Raw genomic sequence first — 19,067 nt, forward strand, 5'->3', positions numbered from 1 at the left:
AATGCACCTATACAAGAATTTATAATTTCAGTATCATTATAAGTATAACAAAGGAGCGATACTATGGAAATTATGAATATGAAACTAAAAATGATGGCTACTTTATGGGATAATACCTATCGTGTTGCCATCGACGATGGACAAGGTAAATATATTGGTACCACACGTGTAGTAGTAAATGTTCCACTACCACCAGAACTGTTACCAGAAAATGCACCTCAAGTAGAACCACAGTTATTGGTTTTGGTAGAAGATTTTGATTTCGGAGCTGATAAGATTATAAACTTCGAAACAACACTTTCTGATCTATTGAGAGAAAAATTCCGTTATGAAATTCCTCATATTTTCTTCTACTATCCAAGTCCTCACGATGTTTTAAATCAAACAATTTCACAATAAGGTCTATAACGAGTAAAAAGCTATGTAAAATACATAGCTTTTTTTTGTTTATTCAGCTCCAATTTCCTCTTCTACGCGACACATAATAAAGCAAAGGTCGGATAGACGATTTAAATATTTTAAATTAGATTCGTGAACGCTTTCACCAGCATCTAATACACGCCATAAATCACGTTCAGCACGTCGAGTAATCGTTCTCGCTACATGTAAATAAGCTGAAGATTGTTTTTCACCAGGAATCACAAAATTAGATAATGGTTCAAGCTTTTCGTCAAAGCGATCAATAACCTTTTCTAAATGTTTAACATGTTGCTCTGTAATGACTGGCGCCGCATTTAAACTAGCAATATCTGCCATTAAAGTCCATAAGTTGCGCTCAATATCATATAATTCAGTAGCAACACGTGGATTTTCAGCATAGGAACGAGCCAAGCCTAAAAAGGCTTGTAATTCATCGATTGTACCATAAGCTTCTACGCGTAAAGAGGATTTAGGTACTCGTTCACCGGTATATAAACCAGTTGTACCAGCATCGCCTGTTTTTGTATAAACACTACTTGCCATATGTATTACCTCCTATAGAAATACATAAATGTAGAATGAAAAGCTACATGTTCTCAACTTGAGATTATTTATATTCTGGGAACCAAAGATGAATTTCACGAGCAGCAGCCTCTGGAGAATCAGACGCATGTACTACGTTTGCATCCATTGTTAGGGCATAGTCACCACGAATACTACCAGGGGCAGCATCTACAGGATTTGTGGCACCGTTTAAAGCACGTACGGATACGATGGCATTGTCTCCGGCCAATACGAAAGCAAGAACTGGACCAGATGTGATAAAATCAACTAATTCACCGAAGAATGGTTTTTCTTTGTGTTCAGCATAATGCTCTTCCGCTAATTCACGAGGCACTTGTAAAAGTTTTAATGCTTTAATGACAAGACCTTTACGTTCATAACGGCTAAGAATTTCACCACTTAATTGACGCTTAACTGCATCTGGTTTAATTAAAACTAATGTTTCTTGCATGATATCCTCCTGTAGATATTAATTAAAATAATGCTTTCTCTTTATATTTAGGATTCATTGCTTGTTGTTTCAATTTTGCAATACGTTCCTCTGTACGAGGATGTGTACTAAAAAGATTGCTCAAGCTTTCACCAATACCAACCATAGGGTTGATAATAAACATATGGGCTGTTGCATTACTTGCATTTGGCAATGCACCATGTTTTGAATAGTAGTCAATTTTTGCAAGGGCTGATGCCAAAGCTAAAGGGTTGCGGCACATCTCTCCGCCCCCCTCATCAGCTAAGAACTCACGAGCTCTAGAGATACTCATCTGAATAAGAGCTGCTGCGATAGGTGCAATAACTATGGCGCCTATTAACTCTAACGGGTTAGAGCCTTCACGGTCATCTGAACGACCAAATATAGCTGAGAATTGAAGCACATGGGCAATCATGGAAATTGCGCCTGCCATCATGGCAGCAATAGTACTGATCAATGTATCACGATGCTTGACATGGGTTAACTCATGTCCTAAAACACCTTCTAGCTCGTCGTCTGTTAATAGTCGTTGGATACCTTCTGTAACAGCAACTGCTGCATGACTCGGATTTCTGCCTGTAGCAAATGCATTAGGTACATCACTAGGGATGATATATATCTTTGGCATTGGTAATTTACCATTTTTAGCCAATCGTTCTACCATACCATATAATTTAGGGTTAGATTGTGCCGTAACTTGTTGTGCGTTATATTGTGCTAAAACAATCTTGTCGCTATACCAATAGGACATAAAATTCATGCCCATGGATATAACGAACATAATCATCATACCACTTCTACCGCCAATCATATCACCTAAGACCACTAAAATGGCCGTCAAAGTCGCTAATAAAAGCGTTGTTTTCATATTGTTCATAGTTTCCTCCAATTATAGTTATGGACTATGCCTAACACTATAATTATACCACAAACTAGATAATTGATGCTCCTGTACTATCGGCTTCTAAGCAATATGTTCTATTTTCAATTCCATTAGATGTAAATACAGCACCCATAGCATCTGCCACAGCTTGTACGTGGGCTTTATCTACATAGGCAATTAGTGTGGAACCAGATCCACTAATAGTTGCACCATATGCACCAGCTGCTTTAGCTGCTTCAAAGGCTGCCTCACAATGTGGTATTAATGTTTTACGATATGGTACATGCAAATTATCATCTAATGCAACAGATAAATTGCTTAATTGATGTGTAATCAAACTAGTTACAAATAAAGATGCATGGCTCACATTTTGTACAGCCTCTTTAAATGGTACATGATTAGGTAACACAGAACGAGCGTATTCTGTAGAAACCATCACCTCAGGTACGACTACGGCAAAATGCAATTCAGATGGAACAGAGATAACTGTATTTAATACCTTTGTTTTTAAGCCTGTAGCACAGCATAAATTACCGAAAATAGCAGGTGCCACATTATCTGGATGACCTTCCATACGGTTTGCAATGACTAACAATTCCTCTTTTGAAAGAGGATGTTTAACTAATGCGTTAGCTAATAATAATCCGCCTACAATTGCTGTACTACTACTACCGAGCCCACGAGATGGAGGAATTAAAGTTTCAGACGTAATATGTCCATATTGGATTGGTTCTTGCGCAGTAGCAAAAACTTGATCCATTGCAAAGCCAATAAGATTTTTTTTAGGATCTTCAGCACGTAAAATGTCTGCGCCAAAACCTTCAAAAGTATAGGTGTATTCTGTAGCTTTTACATCAGGTATAAAGCTAAAAATGTTGTATAGATTGAGTGCCAAACCTAAGCAATCAAAACCAGGTCCACAGTTAGCACTAGTGGCTGGTACTTGTACGCGAACAGTGTTCATAGTTTAAGCTTCCATAATACGAATTACACTATTAACAGACTTAACGGAACGCAAGCTGTTAAAGGAATCGATAAGATTTAAAATATAAGATCTAGGACATTTAGATGTTACAATCGCTAATACAGCAGTTTCTGGATCCATATTTCTTTGAACGATGGATAAAACAGAAATCTTTTGTTCTGCTAATTTGGCAGAAATTTTAGCTAATACACCTGTTTTATTATCTACTTCCAAACGTAAGTAATAGCTAGATTGAATCTTACCAGGGGAGTAAATATTCTTTTGGTCATAATAGAATGGTTTCAATCGACCTGTTTCGTTGTATGAAACATTTTTAGCTACTTCCATAATATCGGATACTACAGAGCTACCTGTAGGTAAGCTACCAGCACCACGACCGTATAGCATTACATCATCAATACCATTACCTTTTACATAAATCGCATTATAAGAACCGCGAACAGATGCTAAAGGATGTGTGGTAGGAATAAATGCTGGGTATACATTTAGAGATAAACCTTGACTAGTTTCTTTTGCAATACCTAATAGCTTGATATTATAACCAAATTCTTTACCGAATTTAATATCTTCCGTATCAATGCAAGTGATACCTTCTACGGATACATCTTCAAAGAAAATGCGACGATTGAAACTAATAGATGCAAGGATAGCAAGTTTACGTGCCGCATCTAGACCTTCAACGTCTGCTGTAGGATCGGCCTCAGCATAACCAAGATCTTGCGCTTCCTTTAGTACGTCTTGATAGCTTAAACCTTCTTCAGACATTTTAGTTAAAATAAAGTTTGTAGTACCATTCATAATACCGATGAGCTCTGTAATACGGTTGCCAGCTAAGGACTCATATAATGTACGGATAATTGGAATCCCACCTAATACAGATGCTTCAAAGCGTAAATCTACGCCGTTTTTGCTAGCTAAGTCTAATAGATATGGGCCGGATTCTGCTAACAAATCTTTATTTGCAGTTACTACATTTTTTTTAGCCTTTAAAGCACCTTCTACACAATCTTTAGCAAAGGTTGTACCACCCATTAATTCCACAACCATTTGAATGGAATCATCTTTTAGTACTTCCTCAATATCTGTTACATATTGAGCTGTTTCAGGCAATGTAATATGGCTATATTTATCAGGATTACGTACAAAGATTTTAGAAATTTCAACATTAACACCTGTGCGATTTCTAATTAACTCAGCATTATCTTGCAATAAATTAAATGTACCTTGTGCAACAGTACCAAAACCTAATAACGCAATTTTTATAGTGGTCATAATTGTCCTACTCTCTTAATTAGCCTATGCTTGGCCTAAAATTTCTACTTTAATAATGCCCTTCATAGAGCGAATATCTAATAATAAATCTTCTAATGAACCTTGTAAGTCTTTAGTTTCAAAGGAAATGCTGCTATTAGCTATACCTTGTAGTGGAATGTCTTGATTGATAGTCAATATACTACCATTGCGTTCTGCAATAGCTTTTAACACACTAGATAACATACCTGATTCATTAGACATTGAAACATAAATGCTTACAATTTTACCTTGAGCAATTTCAAAAAATGGGAATACATAATCTTTATACTTATAGTATGCAGAACGACTCAAATCCATCTTTTCCACTGCTTCGTTAATAGTTTTAACCTCACCTAGTTTCAAAATTTCTTTTACCTTAATTGTCTTTTTTATCGCTTCTGGTAAAATATCTTCTTGCACCAGATAAAACTTATCTTTTTTTGGTTTAGTCATAGAACACACACTCCCTTATTGTTCTGTTGAAGTTTCTTGGGCTACAAATTGACGCCCATATAATGTTAACACCGCATACATGCCGACAAAAAATGGCAAATACTCTGCCATAACGCGCCATGCTACAGCAACAATACCAACCGTTCCATTAGGGACAAAGGTACTAAACAATACTACAAATAGTCCTTCTGCAATCCCTGTTCCCCCTGGTGTTGGTGCAAAATATAAAATAAGATTCAATAGAATCATTCGATCTAATATATCAATGATCGAAACATCTGGTGTAAAAGCATACATTAATGCTGGCGCAATACAGTATAAGCATAATAGACTCAACCCAGATTCAATAAATACAATAAATGATTGAATTGGTTGTTTATATAGTAATCCTAAACCTTGATTCAATGTTTCTAATTTAGAAAGCCAATCTTTCGTTTTATGTGCTTTAAACCGTTGCGCTAAGTTATATACAAATTGACGCATATATTTAGTTTGTAAGATATAAGTACCTACCAGCATTGCAATGACAGATACTACTGCAAAAATCAATAGCGTATCTCTTGAAATATATGGAATTTCAATAGCATCTCTTAAGAATACGAAGGGTAACATAATAACAAGGAACATAATAGAAAATACGGTACGTATTAACACAATAGGAGTCCCTTTAGATATTGGCACACCATAACTCCGTAATACTAATACTTGAGCAACAGCACCCCCACTAGCACCTGGGGTTAACATAGCCATGAAATAATTACTAAAGATTACACGAAGCACAGCCTTTATAGATAACTTATATCCTCCGATTTTTACGAGTCTTTGTAACCGTAAACCATCAAAATACATGCCTACTGTTAAGGCCACTAAAGCCAATAATAAAGAAATACTATTAAATGATGAAATTGTTTTTAATGCATCTAGATCAATAGTGTAGTAAATGATGCCAATTGACACAGCCAATAGTAAGAGAAACATAAAAATGCCTCTCTTCATCATTTTACTCATATCAAATCTCCATAATTAATTAGCTCAATATTATGTTGTCTAATATATAAATGCGTATGGTTGGAACACACAGCTTGTAATTCATCTTCCCAATGATAGCCCCATTTATATTGATTTCCAAGAAGCGTATTATTTAAACCTGGATGAATCATCAATTCATGAGTACCCGATTTTTTAGATACGGATTTTAATATACCCATTAACGTTTTTTGATTAATGTGTCCCCCATTTACCATACCCCAAAAATATTGTGTGGAATACATGCCATTATCACGTATTGTAGGACGTGCTTTTGCAGCCACAGTGGATAATCCCACCTTACCTAACAATCGCACCGGAGAGTACATATAATTGACAAATAAAGAAGATTCATCTGGAATGCGTATAGCATTAATACCATACTGTTTAGCTTGCTCTATTACGATTGGTAGTACCGTCGGTAATACATGCATATGTTGATGACCATCAATATGCGTTACATGTAAACCAGATTCCATAATACGTTCCATTTGAGCGTGAATTTCTTTGCGCAATTCACTATAATTAATCTTTCCAGTATAAATTCGCTTCATAAAATCGATATATGTTTCTGGAAATACGCCTTCAGAGGTTAGCAGCGATGGTACTTCAGCAGGATTACATACCGGTTTAAGTCCACCTACTAAGGCGATATGAACACCAATGCCCAACTTAGGGTTATTTTTTGCCATACTTATGGCTTCTGAAAAAGCTTCGCCTCCCGCTAATAGAGAGGTGCTCGTAATGATACCTGTACGATGACCATCAATGACGGCAGCATTAACTGCACTATGAAGACCAAAGTCATCTGCATTTACTATTAATTTGGACATAGTTTACTTCCTTTTCATAAAAAAAAGGGAGAACTTTGTTCTCCCACAAAGGATATATGTTATTGTACCAAATACAGAGCTATAAAATCAATACAAAAGCCCTCTACTTGTATACTAGTAGAGGACTTTCGATATACTTATAAATTTTTATCATAAATACATAATTCAACCCTAATATATTTTAATTAGCACATCAATTGTTCTTGTGCTTTATACATACATAGAGCTGCTGCCACACTCACATTTAAGGATTCTATATCTCCATACATAGGAATCATAATACGGTGTTTACATAGATTCATAACCTCTGGTGTTACACCATTCCCTTCATTGCCTAAAATCAACATACAACGTTTATCATAGGCCACCATATGGTATGGTTTTGAATTATCTAGGGCAGTTACATAGGTAGACATATTAGATTCTGCAATAAGATCATTAAGCATAGATAATGTAACATCTTCATAAACAGGTATTTTATGTAATGCACTCATTGTACTACGTACAGTCTTACCATTATATGGATCAACAGTACCTTTCATTAAAAATATCCCCTTCACACCTGCCGCTACAGCGGTACGTAAAATCGTACCTAGATTACCCGGGTCTTGTACGCCATCTAATGTAATATATACACCATCTTCAATAGAAATTGATTCCATACTATGTTTAGGTTTAGATACTATTGCAACGATACCTTGTCCATTTACGGTGTTATCAATTTTATCAAATACTGGATCTTGAGCAATATAAGTAGGTATCGATTGCATCGACTCTAAGGATAATAATGCCTCTATATTTTTATCTTTACATTTAGATTCGCGTATAACAATTGCTTTTATTACTCCCATAGTTGAAATATCACGAATGGAACGAATCCCTTCTACAATGTATTCACCATATTTACTACGATTTTTGCGTTGCCCTAGAGAAACTATATGCTTTATAGTTTTATTATCTTTAGATTGGATAAATTCCATGCTAACTCCCACTTTTTTGACGAATCCATAGATTATAAAAGGCGCCCTTTAACTCAATCAATTCGTTGAAAGAACCTTTTTCTTTTATTTTACCATATTCAATATAAACAATTTCATTGGCGTCTTGTACGGTGGATAGCCGATGAGCAATACTTACGATTGTTTTACTGCCACGGATATTTTCGATACTTGCTTGTATTTGTTTTTCCGTATGACTATCAATATTAGCAGTTGCTTCATCTAATAATAAAATAGGTATATTTCTTATTAATGTACGACCAAAGGCTAGTAATTGCTTTTGTCCATCTGATAATAAAGAACCTAAGTACCCAACAGGTGTATTATAGCCTTCAGGTAATTGTTCAATCATAGTATCTAAATTTACTTGTTTTGCAGCTTTTACCATTTCATCATGAGATATAGAGTTATCAAAAAGTGTAAGATTATCTTTAATAGAACCTTTAAATAAGTAAGCTTGTTGGAATACATAGCCCATTAAATGACGAAGTACAGAAGTATCATATTTTGAAATATCAATACCATTAATGTAGATGGAACCTTTTGTAGGTTTATAGATACCCATTAGTAAGGATAATAATGTGGACTTACCACTACCGGATGGACCTACAATACCAGTAAAATCACCAGCTTTAATATGTAAGGTGAAATCTTGTAATGCATAGACATCGTTATTCTCATAGGAAAACCAAACATGATCAAATTCAATTGATTCTACAGGAATCAGTTCCTTTGGAACTTCATCCACCATATTTCGCTCTTTTTCCTCTAATAATGGAACTAACCGCTCTGCACCAGCTAATGAACTTTGCAGGGAATTATATTTGTCTGCAATGTCCTTTAATGGTTGAAAGAATCGATCCATATATTGAATGAAAGCAAAAACAGTACCTGCATCAGCTATAGAATCAATTAAATTGGTAGTGGTAAATATAACAATTAATGCTACAAAAAATAATCCATCAACGAGAGGTCTAAAAATAGAAAATGTTGTTACTTCAAAAAGACCGGCTTCTAAAAAACCTTTATTAACCGTATTGTAACGCTCCTCAATTTCTTTTTCACCGCTATAAGATTTGACAATGACTATGTAGTTTAATAGCTCTTTAATACTCGCATTAGAGGCAGCTACAGAACGGCGAACTTGACGGAATGCTTTACGAGAAAACTTTTGGAATACCCATATGATTACGCCCATGATTGGTAATAAAATCGTCATGATAATTGCTAACGGTACATTAATAGCATACATGAATCCTAAAATACCGATAATCATTAAGCCGCTACTCGCTAAATTCAATAGTACGTCTGTATATAAGGTACGAAGTGATTCTACATCATTAGTAATACGAGTTACCCAATTACCAATGGGTAATTTATAAAACTCATCATGGGACTTATGAAGTATCTTTTGAAATACAATGGCACGTATATTATAAATAATTTTTTGTCCAAAGCTTTTCAAAAAATAATTTTCTACAAATATACATAACACACTACCAATAATAGTAAGACCATATATTACAGCATAATATTCGATAACATTAATATCATTAGTAGCAAAGCCGAGATCAATAACTTGCTTAGTTATATAAGGTCTTAAAAGTAAAAGTACTAAATTGCCAGCTAGCGCAATGGTAGCTAATAATAAAATCCCCAAATAAGGCTTAATATACGCAGTTATATAGGAGAACAAAGCCCAATCATTTTTAAAATTACGCTTTTTCATTACTAGCCCCTCCTTTCTGCGCTTCATATAAGGTGTGATATAAGCCTTTTTTAGCTAATAATTCTTCATGAGTACCTTCTTCTACAATACGGCCCTCATCAAATACAAGGATTTTATCTGCTTTTTCTATAACCTCTAAACGCTGTGAAATGAACAATATAGTTTGTGCATTTACCGTATGTAATGTCTCTAAAATAGTATTTACTGTTACTGCATCTAAAGCTGAGAAACAATCGTCTAATAATAAATATGGTGCATTTTTGTAAAATCCTCGAGCCATATTAATACGTTGCTTTTGACCACCAGATAAGTCATGTCCTTCTTCTGCGAGAGTATGTAAGTCATTATCTAATAGATTTCCTAAATCTCTATATAGGTCGGCTTTTTTAGCAGCCACCTCTACAGATTCATGCATAGGTAAATTTTTACCAAATTTAATATTATCTTCAATAGTAGTACTCAACAAGTAAGACTGAGTTGGTACATAAGCTATTGAATTTCGAAGCTTAGATAAAGGTATATCTGAAATATCTTGGTTCCCAAAATAAATAGATTTAGCGGGGCTTTGTTGCAAACCAATGAGTAATTTAAAGAGAGTACTTTTACCAGATCCAGGTTTACCAACAATGCCTATAAAAGAGCCTTTACGAATAGTTGTAGATACTTGAGACAATGCATGACCTTTAGAATTTTCATAATTAAAATCTAAATATCGTATATTAATATCCTCAAGTGGTAATACTTCAGTTGAGTCATCAATTGACTCTATTGGTAGTCGTAAGAAATCGGTAATACGATCTAACGATGCCAAGCCTTTTTGTACAATCGAAATGAGTCCACCAAAGCCAATTAAAGGTCCTACGATTAGCATAATGAATGAATTGATAGTTACAAATTCACCTATGGACATTTGACCATTTACAGCTAGGTGACCACATATGAAAATACTGATACTAATACAAATAAACGGTGCAATTCTTGTTAACGGTGTTAGTACAGAATCTAATAAGGCAACCTCCATATTTTTCTTATAGTTCAATTTATTTATTTTTTCAAACGAGTCAGAAATAATACGTTCTCGATTAAAGGCTCTAATTACATCTATACCTTGGAATAATTCTTGCCCAAACTCTGTCATATCACTATAAGTAGCTTGAGCACTACGCTGTTTAGCACGTAATTTTCTGCCCAACACAAATATTGCAACAATGATGAAGAATACAGGTGTCATGATTTTAAAAGCTAATAGACCATCTATTTTTTGTATTAAAATAATAGATCCTACAATGGAATAAAATATAATATCCACCACGATCATTACACCTAAACCTAACGCTACACGAAGAGATGTAACATCATTTGTCATCAACGCCATAACTTTACCAGGTCCATTTGCCTCATAATATGTTGTTTTTATTTGTAATGCTTTTCTACACAAGATTTCACGAAAAAGGTACTCCATACGACGGATGGAACCAAGTAAGGTGCGTCGCGAAATAACTTTTAGAATCGTTATAATAATAAATAATAAAATAAAGTAAATAATATAATTGACTAAGCCCTCTTTATTGTGACTTAGTGTATCGATGGCATTACCAATGAATTGTGGAACAAATAAAAATGCTATATCAATAGCGATTAGCATAGTTAAGCCGATGGCATATACCCAGCCTTCTCGGCGGAAAAACTGCATAAATAGCTCTATAGGTTTCATAGGACCTCTCAGTTAAATTTCTGTATTACAGGATTATCATTATTTAAATATACTCCTTATAGTATACACATTTTTTTCATATATCATAATACACCTATACGTATATAATGTAGTTTTAAGATATTTTCTTGATTATGAAGCCAATAACATACTATTTATTCCCTTAAAAACACTATATCGAATTTTTTAGTTTACTTATGGTAATGTAAGTGTTATACTATGCATAGATACAAAACGTATCCTTACGAACATTAGAATTAAAACTCTTAGGAGGAATACAACATGGAAAAACGTACTGGCGTAGTAACATTTGCAGGTGGCCCTATCACATTGGTTGGTCCAGAAGTTAAAGTAGGTCAACAAGCTCCTGACTTCACAGTTTTAAGCAACGACTTACAACCTAAAACATTAAAAGATTTCGAAGGTAAAGTAAAAGTTATCTCCGTTGTTCCTTCCCTTGATACAGGCGTTTGTGACGCTCAAACTCGTTGGTTCAACCAAGATGCTACTGCACTTTCTGATGATGTTGTAGTATTGACAATTTCTATGGACTTGCCTTTCGCTCAAAAACGTTGGTGTGGCGCTGCTGGCGTAGATAAAGTTATTACTTTGTCTGACCACAAAGACGCTTCCTTCGGTGAAAACTATGGCTTCTTGATTGAAGAACTTCGTCTTTTAACTCGTGGCGTAGTAGTAATCAACAAAGAAAATAAAGTAACTTATGTTGAATACGTTCCTGAAGTAACTCAAGCAGTTAACTTCGATGCTGCATTAGAAGCAATTAAAGCTGATATCTAATCCTTTGATATTCTCTTGATTATACTGTGGTGTAATCGTAAAAAGACCGTACGGTGTACGGTCTTTTTTATGTGGTATAGTATTTAGATATTTATTGTAGGTGAATTATATATGTGGATACGTATTTCTAAATTATTATTAACTATAAAAAATATAGCCCTTGTAGGTGTAGGCATTGCTCTTTGTATTGCCCTCATTAATACCTTAATTAGCCTAGGATTTATTACGTGGGCAAATATCCAAGGTTATAGCACTTACTATTTATTAATTGAAGAATTAATTACCTTCTTCTTATACTTTGAGTTTATTGCTCTCATCGTAAAATACTTTAAAAATAACTTCCACTTCCCGCTTAATTTCTTTTTATATATTGGCATAACTGCAATTGTTAGACTGCTAATCATCGATCATGAATCGTCATATGATAATTTAATCTGGTCTGTTGCAATTTTTGTACTTGTATGTAGCTTAGTACTAGTAGAAAAGTTTATAGGACATAACGAGTAATAGCTTTAACGGCTAAATTATAAAAAGTTAATATGAATAAAAGGGCTCCTACAAATGTAGGAGCCCTTTTTGAGTAATAGAATCAACCGATATTAGAAGATGTTTTTTGCATAGTTAGCATATTTAGCTTCTAATTCTTCCATTTTATCGTTCATTTCAATTTGCAATTGAGATGCTAAGTCATATTCACCAGAGTTAAGTGCATCGATTAAACGAGTGAATAAAGATTTACGATCATCGCTATCTTTAGCAAGATAGAAACGTAAGTCGTTAACTTCTGCAAAACGTTTATCATCTACACTATTACGGCTATCAGTATGAATAGCTACCATCTTACGAACTGTATCAAGATTATCCGGAATTAAGCGGTGAGCCAATACAAGTTTCCAACGTTTCAAGATAGATGCGATAAAGGAATCCATCAAGTCTTTTGCGAATGCATTGCCTTGAGCTAATGTTTCAACTAATTCAGGATTGTTATGGTAACCTTTAATGTTTTCCCATACAGTGGCTGGTGCAACACCAAACATTTGATTACGTTCTTCTTGAGTGAAATCATCGAATACGTCTTTTTCTGTACGATATGCACGATTTGTAGCAAGGTAATCAGCAGATTCACCCACTTCTTTGGAAAGCTCTGCTTCTAATTGTGCTTGTGTTTTACCAGATGTAATAGCATATTTCATACCATCAAATGCAGAGATGAAGATTAATGCTAATGCAGTATATGTATTTGTGTAAGGGTTTGGAGAACGCAATTCATAACGTGTAGCCATAGGATTATCGATATCACGAATCAAACCACAAAGGATTGTACGGTTACGGCTTGGTTCGGAAGGATCAGTACCTAAAGATGTAACGATACATACTGGAGCTTCGAAACCAGGTTTTAAACGATTTAAGGAGTCTGTTGTAGAACTGATAAATGGATTGATTGCTTCATAGTGTTTCAATAACCCCATGATAGCACCAATACCCAAGGAGCTAGCAGATTCTTTACGCATATCTTCTGGGCTAAACAAGTTTACAAGTTTACCAGATTTTAATTTAGCCATAACACCAAAGTGTGTATGTTCACCAGAACCAGCTACGCCAATAATAGGTTTTGCATTGAATGTTACATCAAGACCATTTTCACGGAACACTTCACGAACGATAATACGCGCTTGTAATTCATTATCTGCTGTTTGCAATGGGTTATTAGAGAATTTCCAGTCGATTTCTAATTGTTCTAGTACAACTGCTTCATGACCATCTTCATCAAGTTTAGCTTTAACGCCACCTACTTCCTTATGGCCCATTTCTGCAACCATACCGTATTGGTCTAAGCGTTCAACTGCTTGTTCTAATGCAGTACGAACTGTACCATGTGTACGTTGCCAGTATTGTTCTTGTAATTTTTGAGATACGGATAATTCTTTTTTAGTAACTGTTCTAGATGGAGTTTTTACCCAGAATTCCAATTCTGTAGCAGATGTAAAGATAATATCTACAACGTCATCAGCTTTCACATGAGGCATACCAGGTAGACCATGTTCTTTGATCAAGGATAATAGTTCTGCACGAACATAATCACAGCTATTTTTTAAGATAGAACGAGAGTCAACATAACGGTAGTTATGCATCAAGAATGCAGGAATACGAAGTGTACCAGTTGGTAAACCTGTTGCTTCATCGATATTTTCATAGTTATAATCAACGAACCAGTTTACACTTGGGTCGCCCCACATATCTACACGTGCATTATTCAATGTGGCAATATTTGTAAGTACTACAGAAGAACCATCTGTTTGAACAGCACGACCTTCGAAGAATGCCTCATAATCATCAAAGAATGCTGCCATAGGGATTTTTTCATCTGTATCATTACCAGCTAAATCAATACCTACAAGAGATACAAATTTAATTTCTGGATGTTGTTCTAATAGTGCAAGAACACCTTCTTTACCATATTGACCTGCTGGAATGTAATACAATAAATCTTTAGTATTAGTCATAATGGTTCCTCCTAAAAATAAAAAGACTCCAACAAATAGATATATATTCCATATATCTAACGTGGAGTCTTCGTTGACCAATTATTTTGTTGAAATCATAATATCATATAGTGAAAATACATGTCAATAACTTTCTATAGAATTTCATAATTCTCTTAAGTATAGTTTTAAGAGTTCTATGTTAATGAATTAAATATACTAACTATATCAACTGTTTAATTAGCTATTTTACAATATATTATCCAAGTAACTCTTTAACGATATTATTAACTACTTTACCATCTGCACGGCCTTTAGTTTTTGGCATTACATGTTTCATAACATTTCCCATATTTACAGCATCGCCACATGCAGCAATCGCTTCTTTTACGACTGTACGAATTTCATCTTCACTCATTTGAGCTGGTAAATATTTTTGTAGTACTGCCATCTCTTCTTTAACATGACTAATTAAGTCTTCACGACCCGCTTTTTCAAATTCAACTAAAGAATCTTGGCGAGTTTTCATTTCTTTCGCCAAAATCCCAAGAATACCATTATCATCAAGCTCAACTTTATCATTGATTTCTGTATTCTTAATAGCACTATTAACCATGCGAATTACAGAAAGAGCGGTTTTACCTTCTTCACGCGCTTTCATAGCCGCTTTCATATCTTCTTTTAATTGATCTTTTAAGCTCATAGTTCCTCCTATTTTATATATAAAGAAACCCTAATTCTGGATTTCATGAAGCCATGAAAAGGCAGAATTAGGGTAATCATCTTATGCTCTGAATTTGCGTTTTCTTGCTGCTTCAGATTTTTTCTTTCTTTTTACGCTTGGTTTTTCGTAGTGTTCGCGTTTTCTTACTTCAGACAAAACACCCGCTTTTTGGCAGGAGCGTTTGAATCGACGAAGAGCACTTTCAAGCGTTTCGTTTTTACCGACTTTGATTTCAGACATCTATATCCCTCCCTCCAAAAATAATCTCGGGAAGTGCTGATAATTTACATACGCACATATAATATTATATGTATAGGTATAGATGTTGTCAATATTTTCCGGTATATTTTATAGGAATTTTAATAAGTATTATAAAAAGAATACATTATACTCAATTTTAAGCTTCAGGCCAGCCCATTTCTTCGCCACCTAATAGATGTGCATGCATATGGAATACAGTTTGACCTGCTTTTGCGCCAGTATTAAAGATCAAACGATAACCATCTTTAGAAATACCTAGTTCTTTCGCTACATCACGTACGAATGGCAATAAACCTTCCACATAGTCTTCATTTTTTTCAGTAAGATGAGCAATGTTAGCTACATGATTTTTTGGCACAATAAGAACATGTACTTTTTTCACTGGTTCAATATCATGGAATGCATAAAATTTATCGTTTTCTAATACTTTTTTAGATGGAATTTCACCATTGATAATTTTACAGAAAATGCAGTCACTCATACGATAACTCCTTATTCAATAATTAAATAATTATCTTCTAAACCTACAACAGTACCTCCGATTAGATCACCAATCTTATGTAATCCATCAGACTTTACTTTACCATTTATATACTCATTTGTTAAGCCCATATAATATCCATTCTCTTCTTTTTCGATGAGAATCTCACCAGGCTTACCAATGCGAGATTTTGCGTATGCTTCATAGCCAGATTGGCTAAGACCATTCAAAAGTGCTACACGAGTCTTTTTAACGGCTTCTGGCACTTGATCAGACATAGTAGCTGCTGGTGTACCTTCACGAATAGAGTATGGGAAGGCATGAATATGAGTAAAGCCTATTTCTCGCACTGTATTTAATGTTTCTTCAAAATCCTCATCTGTTTCTTGTGGGAATCCTGCAATTATATCAGTTGTAATTGATAAATCTTTAATACGAGAACGTAAATTTGCAATCAAGTCTTTATATTCTTGTAATGTATAGTGGCGTTTCATCAATTGTAATACATGGTCAGAACCAGCTTGTAGTGGTAAATGTAAATGTGGACAAACACGTTTATTAGTAGCCATTAATTCTACTAACTCATCAGAAACCTCTACAGACTCAATAGACCCGAAACGAATACGATATAAATTAGGAATCTCTAATAAAGCTTTTACTACATCGGCTAATGTAGGGCGGCCTGGCAATTCTACACCATAATTCCCCAAATGTATACCTGTTAATACGATTTCATGGAATCCATGGTCTACTAAACGTTTTGCTTCTTGTACAATATCATCCACTTTACGAGATTTCAATTTTCCTCGAGTATAAGGAATGATACAAAAGGCGCAATAGTTATTACAACCTTCTTGAATTTTCATGAAAGCACGAGCTTTATCAGATTCATTACCATATAATGGCATTTCTTCAAAGTTAGACTCGTTCATAATATCTCTAACAGCATTGATTTGACGTTCTGTAGATTCTAATTGCTCTACTAGCTCAACGATTTTAGATCGATTATTGGTACCAATAACGAGGTTAACACCATCGATAGCTGCAATAGCATCTGGATCAAGTTGAGCATAACAACCAGTTACAATAACATAGGCATCCTCATTTTGACGCTTAGCTTTCCGAATTAATTGACGGGATTTCTTTTCCCCCATATTCGTTACAGAACATGTATTAATTACATATATATCAGCTTTTTCATCGAAGTCTACTGCTTCGTAATTATTTTGTAAAAATAAACCTTTCATAGCATCTGTGTCATACTGATTGACGCGACAGCCCAAGGTTGTAAAAGCAACGGTTTTCATTGCACCTCTCTATTCTTATTTAATTTATAGTTCTAATTCATATTGAATCATTGCTAATGATCCAATGGCAGCTGTTTCAGCTCGTAAAATAGTATTGCCCAGCGATACTGATTTGCCACCACTCTCTATAATAGCATTGATTTCCTTCTCTTGATAGCCCCCCTCTGGACCAACACAGATTAGAATATCAGTTATAGTTTGATTAGTGTGTACTGATTGTAGTGCAGACTTAATAGTGTGACCATCTTCATTTTCATAGGCTACTAGTTTTAATGCGTCAGCTTCGATTGCTAATACTTGTGAAAGCGTTTCACCTACTACAAGTGTGGGCAGTTGATTGCGTCCACACTGTTGGGCTGCTTCTAGCATAATTTTTTCCCAACGACTGACTTTTGATTGTAGTTTTTTATCATCATATTTAGCTACACAGTTTGCCGTAGATACAAGATAAATGGTATCTACATTTAACTCTGTCGCCTTTTGTAATACCCATTCTAACTTTTCACCTTTCAATAAGGATTGAACTAGAATAGTTCGATACGACGATACATCAGACGCTACATATTCAATAAGTTTAGCCTGTGCTATACCATCAACTTCATCGGTAATCTGATAGATACCACAACGATTATCACTGCCCGTTACAGTAATGGGTTTCTCCATATTATGACGAAATACATGTAACACATGATGCGTCACATCTTTCGGTAATTCTATTCTTTCATCTAATGGTGTAGGAATAAAAATCTTTTTCATCGCTTTTTTAGCGCAAATGTATGCCAAGGCCCTGCAATGCGCTCCTCAATAATATGCCAATCAGCCTTAATATATGGCATAATCTCATCATGCCGTTCATCTATAATGCCACTTATAATTAAAATCCCCTTATCCTCTAGTTTTTTACCAATTTGAGGTAATAGTATTTTAAGTGGATCCACTGTTAAGTTAGCTAAAATTAATTTGGCAGTACCATTGAAATCACTATCCAAATTACCACAAATAATCTCTGCAGATACATGATTATTCTCACAGTTAATACGAGCTTGATTGGCAGCATATTCCTCAATATCAATCCCAACCAAATGCTTGATCCCTAAATGTGCTGCTACCAATAAGAGAATACCCGTTCCTGTACCAATATCTAAACAAGTAACTTGATTAAGATCCATGGATTCACTATAAGATTTCAATAGTTCGGCACATGTACGTGTTGTCTCATGAGAGCCAGTACCAAAGGAAATATCGGAATCGATTTCTATAATTGTTTTATTGTGGACATTATCATATTCTTGCCAAGCAGGTTTAATAATTAAATTAGGTAGAATTTCTGTAGGTTCAATATATTGCTGCCAAGAATTAAGCCATGTAGATTCATCTAATATATTTGTATCAACGGATGTGACACTAATATTTGCTTCTGTAAGACGTTTTTCTAAGTCTGACTTAATTGTATTAGAGTCCAATGATGGATCTGCATACATAGTTAATTTAATTAAATTTGGTTGATTTTCTACATCTTCTTCTATAATTCCATTGTCTGCATAATCGTCAAAAAGAGTAGTCACCTCATCGGTGGCTACTCTTTCACAGACAATGGATACTTCTATCCACTGCATATATGCTCCTTTATAGGGAATGTGACG

The 19,067-nt window shown here is 34.8% G+C and carries 21 protein-coding genes; 3 read left to right on the top strand and 18 right to left on the bottom strand.

Annotated features, from left to right (window positions below):
- Positions 1-63 precede the first annotated feature (63 nt).
- Positions 64-399: a hypothetical protein gene (locus tag LKD20_RS03390; protein WP_227720919.1), complete on the top strand. Its 336-nt coding sequence runs from the start codon at positions 64-66 to the stop codon at positions 397-399.
- Between the two features lie 48 nt (positions 400-447).
- Here the strand turns inward: LKD20_RS03390 and LKD20_RS03395 are convergent, their stop codons facing one another.
- From LKD20_RS03395 to LKD20_RS03445, 11 genes are all read right to left on the bottom strand, one after another.
- Positions 448-963, bottom strand: a complete 516-nt coding sequence (locus LKD20_RS03395) for a cob(I)yrinic acid a,c-diamide adenosyltransferase (RefSeq protein ID WP_005386667.1) — start codon at positions 961-963, stop codon at positions 448-450.
- A 64-nt stretch (positions 964-1,027) separates the two neighbouring features.
- Positions 1,028-1,435, bottom strand: coding sequence for a nucleoside-diphosphate kinase (gene ndk, locus LKD20_RS03400; protein ID WP_005386668.1), 408 nt, complete (start codon positions 1,433-1,435; stop codon positions 1,028-1,030).
- A gap of 22 nt (positions 1,436-1,457) precedes the next feature.
- Complete coding sequence (gene htpX / locus LKD20_RS03405; RefSeq protein ID WP_227720920.1) at positions 1,458-2,333, bottom strand: zinc metalloprotease HtpX; 876 nt, start codon at positions 2,331-2,333, stop codon at positions 1,458-1,460.
- Positions 2,334-2,388: 55 nt separating this feature from the next.
- The gene (gene thrB / locus LKD20_RS03410; RefSeq protein ID WP_227720921.1) at positions 2,389-3,303 is read right to left on the bottom strand and encodes a homoserine kinase; all 915 of its coding nucleotides are present in this window, start codon (positions 3,301-3,303) and stop codon (positions 2,389-2,391) included.
- 3 nt (positions 3,304-3,306) lie between these two features.
- Positions 3,307-4,596, bottom strand: coding sequence for a homoserine dehydrogenase (locus LKD20_RS03415; RefSeq protein ID WP_227720922.1), 1,290 nt, complete (start codon positions 4,594-4,596; stop codon positions 3,307-3,309).
- A gap of 24 nt (positions 4,597-4,620) precedes the next feature.
- The gene (locus LKD20_RS03420; protein ID WP_005386672.1) at positions 4,621-5,070 is read right to left on the bottom strand and encodes an ACT domain-containing protein; all 450 of its coding nucleotides are present in this window, start codon (positions 5,068-5,070) and stop codon (positions 4,621-4,623) included.
- 15 nt (positions 5,071-5,085) lie between these two features.
- Positions 5,086-6,078 (bottom strand): lysylphosphatidylglycerol synthase transmembrane domain-containing protein, encoded by a 993-nt coding sequence (locus tag LKD20_RS03425; RefSeq protein WP_227720923.1) that lies wholly within the window; start codon positions 6,076-6,078, stop codon positions 5,086-5,088.
- Positions 6,075-6,929 (bottom strand): ChbG/HpnK family deacetylase, encoded by an 855-nt coding sequence (locus LKD20_RS03430; protein WP_156719112.1) that lies wholly within the window; start codon positions 6,927-6,929, stop codon positions 6,075-6,077. Before LKD20_RS03430 ends, LKD20_RS03425 begins: the two co-directional genes overlap by 4 nt.
- Positions 6,930-7,114: 185 nt before the next feature.
- On the bottom strand, positions 7,115-7,909 hold the full coding sequence (locus LKD20_RS03435; protein WP_227720924.1) for a TrmH family RNA methyltransferase: 795 nt from the start codon (positions 7,907-7,909) through the stop codon (positions 7,115-7,117).
- Between the two features lies 1 nt (position 7,910).
- A complete protein-coding gene (locus tag LKD20_RS03440) occupies positions 7,911-9,656 on the bottom strand; it encodes an ABC transporter ATP-binding protein (RefSeq protein WP_227720925.1) in 1,746 nt (581 codons plus the stop codon).
- Positions 9,643-11,370, bottom strand: a complete 1,728-nt coding sequence (locus LKD20_RS03445) for an ABC transporter ATP-binding protein (protein ID WP_227720926.1) — start codon at positions 11,368-11,370, stop codon at positions 9,643-9,645. Before LKD20_RS03445 ends, LKD20_RS03440 begins: the two co-directional genes overlap by 14 nt.
- Before the next feature lie 282 nt (positions 11,371-11,652).
- Here LKD20_RS03445 and tpx point away from each other — a divergent pair, with 282 nt between their 5' ends.
- Entirely contained in the window at positions 11,653-12,168 is a 516-nt protein-coding gene (gene tpx, locus LKD20_RS03450) for a thiol peroxidase (RefSeq protein ID WP_024064190.1), read from the top strand.
- A gap of 111 nt (positions 12,169-12,279) precedes the next feature.
- The gene (locus tag LKD20_RS03455; protein ID WP_024066740.1) at positions 12,280-12,675 is read left to right on the top strand and encodes a phosphate-starvation-inducible protein PsiE; all 396 of its coding nucleotides are present in this window, start codon (positions 12,280-12,282) and stop codon (positions 12,673-12,675) included.
- Between the two features lie 92 nt (positions 12,676-12,767).
- Here the strand turns inward: LKD20_RS03455 and LKD20_RS03460 are convergent, their stop codons facing one another.
- The 7 genes from LKD20_RS03460 to LKD20_RS03490 form a co-directional block, all read right to left on the bottom strand.
- Positions 12,768-14,672, bottom strand: a complete 1,905-nt coding sequence (locus LKD20_RS03460) for a type I glutamate--ammonia ligase (RefSeq protein WP_227720927.1) — start codon at positions 14,670-14,672, stop codon at positions 12,768-12,770.
- A gap of 238 nt (positions 14,673-14,910) precedes the next feature.
- Positions 14,911-15,354, bottom strand: a complete 444-nt coding sequence (locus tag LKD20_RS03465; RefSeq protein ID WP_129823006.1) for a GatB/YqeY domain-containing protein — start codon at positions 15,352-15,354, stop codon at positions 14,911-14,913.
- 81 nt (positions 15,355-15,435) lie between these two features.
- On the bottom strand, positions 15,436-15,615 hold the full coding sequence (gene rpsU / locus LKD20_RS03470; protein ID WP_004695751.1) for a 30S ribosomal protein S21: 180 nt from the start codon (positions 15,613-15,615) through the stop codon (positions 15,436-15,438).
- A gap of 157 nt (positions 15,616-15,772) precedes the next feature.
- A complete protein-coding gene (locus tag LKD20_RS03475; protein WP_024063776.1) occupies positions 15,773-16,117 on the bottom strand; it encodes a histidine triad nucleotide-binding protein in 345 nt (114 codons plus the stop codon).
- Between the two features lie 11 nt (positions 16,118-16,128).
- Positions 16,129-17,424 (bottom strand): tRNA (N(6)-L-threonylcarbamoyladenosine(37)-C(2))-methylthiotransferase MtaB, encoded by a 1,296-nt coding sequence (mtaB, locus tag LKD20_RS03480; protein WP_227720928.1) that lies wholly within the window; start codon positions 17,422-17,424, stop codon positions 16,129-16,131.
- 24 nt (positions 17,425-17,448) lie between these two features.
- Positions 17,449-18,180 (bottom strand): RsmE family RNA methyltransferase, encoded by a 732-nt coding sequence (locus LKD20_RS03485; RefSeq protein WP_308518611.1) that lies wholly within the window; start codon positions 18,178-18,180, stop codon positions 17,449-17,451.
- Entirely contained in the window at positions 18,177-19,040 is an 864-nt protein-coding gene (locus LKD20_RS03490) for a 50S ribosomal protein L11 methyltransferase (protein WP_024064384.1), read from the bottom strand. The genes LKD20_RS03485 and LKD20_RS03490 overlap by 4 nt, the downstream gene beginning before the upstream one ends.
- Between the last annotated feature and the right edge of the window lie 27 nt (positions 19,041-19,067).

It is taken from the genome of Veillonella fallax, assembly GCF_020687175.1.
GTDB classification, from domain to species: Bacteria; Bacillota; Negativicutes; order Veillonellales; family Veillonellaceae; genus Veillonella; species Veillonella fallax.